This is a genomic window from Fredinandcohnia quinoae (assembly GCF_022427965.1).
Classification (GTDB): domain Bacteria; phylum Bacillota; class Bacilli; order Bacillales; family Bacillaceae_L; genus Ferdinandcohnia; species Ferdinandcohnia quinoae.
Genome location: NZ_JAKTTI010000078.1, coordinates 1 through 1,477, shown reverse-complemented (window position 1 = coordinate 1,477; position 1,477 = coordinate 1). Strand labels below are relative to the sequence as shown.

The 1,477-nt window shown below is 37.4% G+C and carries 1 protein-coding gene; it reads left to right on the top strand.

What is annotated here, in order from left to right:
* The first annotated feature begins 107 nt into the window (after positions 1–107).
* Positions 108–1,438, top strand: a protein-coding gene (locus MJG50_RS21930) for an IS3 family transposase (protein WP_240257906.1) whose coding sequence is annotated in 2 segments (ribosomal slippage) — positions 108–477 and positions 477–1,438 — 1,332 coding nt in all. Because the reading frame shifts where the segments join, the coding sequence is not laid out codon by codon here.
* Positions 1,439–1,477: the final 39 nt, after the last annotated feature.

The window sequence follows — 1,477 nt, the reverse complement described above, 5'->3', positions numbered from 1 at the left end:
TAAAATGTACCCTATAGAGTAGACACTTTAAAAAAGTGCTTTCTATAGGGTGCTTTTTTTGTATAATTTTAATAACACAACTAGAGACATACTGGAGACGGAGAAACATGAGTAAAAAGACTTTTACAGAGAAAGAAATCGTAATTTTATCTAAAAACCCCTATGTTAAATCTGTTAGTTCAAAAGGAATCACTTATTCTGATGAGTTTAAACAACATTTTGTTTCGGAAGTTAGTAAGGGGAAGTTTTCAAGACAGATCTTTGAAGAAGCAGGTTTTGACGTTGAAATCATTGGAATGCAAAGAATTAAATCTGCTTCCGAACGTTGGAAGGCTGCATATAAAGCTGAAGGCGTAATGGGGCTGAAAGACACCAGAAAAGAAAGTTCCGGAAGGCCACGGTTAAAAGAACTAACAATGGAGGAGAAATATGCAAGATTAGAAGCTCAGATGAATCTTGTAAAGGCAGAAAATGAACTCTTAAAAAAGATTCATATGTTAGAAAGGGGGCTGAAAAGGTAAAGCTTCCTGTAAGTCAGAAGTACATTCTTATTCGTGAAGTTATTGAAAAATATAACTTGAAACACATGGTGAAATTCCTCTGTGAGGCTGCCGGTGTGTCAAGAAGTGGTTACTACAATTACTTCTCAGCTAAGTCAGAAGAAAGACGAAAATACCAAGAAGCGAAAGATGAAGAGGCTAAAGCCATGATCTTAAAGGCTTTTCACTTTAAAAATCGTAAGAAAGGGGCACGTCAAATCAAAATGACATTGGCGGGTCAATTTCAGTGTGTCTTCAATTTGAAAAAAATTCGTAGAATCATGAAAAAATATGATATCGTTTGCCCAATTAGGAAAGCAAATCCTTACCGGAGAATGATGAAAGCTACTCAGGAACATCGAGTCGTTCCGAACCTACTAAATCGTCAATTCAAGCAGGCTATGCCCGGCAAAGTACTTCTTACAGACATCACTTACCTGAACTATCACGGTGGACAGAGAGCTTATTTGTCCGTCATTAAGGATGGGTCTACAGGTGAAGTTTTAGCACATTATATGTCAAGCCGTATCACCATGGAATTGGCCACCAACACCTTGGCCAAGCTGAAGAAGAACAGAAGCTTTAAGCAGGCTAAAGATGCCCTCATCCATTCCGATCAAGGTACTCATTACACGCATCCTGATTTTCAAAAACACGTTCGAAAACTAGGATTACGCCAATCCATGTCTAGAAGAGGGAACTGTTGGGATAACGCTCCTATCGAGTCATTTTTTGGTCATCTTAAAGATGAAGTTGATATAAAGGCATGTAAAGCAATTGAGGAACTTCAACGGGAAATTAATAAATATATCCGCTATTATAACCAAACTAGATATCAATGGAATCTAAAAAAGATGACTCCTGTACAATACAGAAATCATCTTCTTCAGGTTGCCTAAGCCTTTTTTCAAAATGTCCTTTACAAAGGGTACACTTTA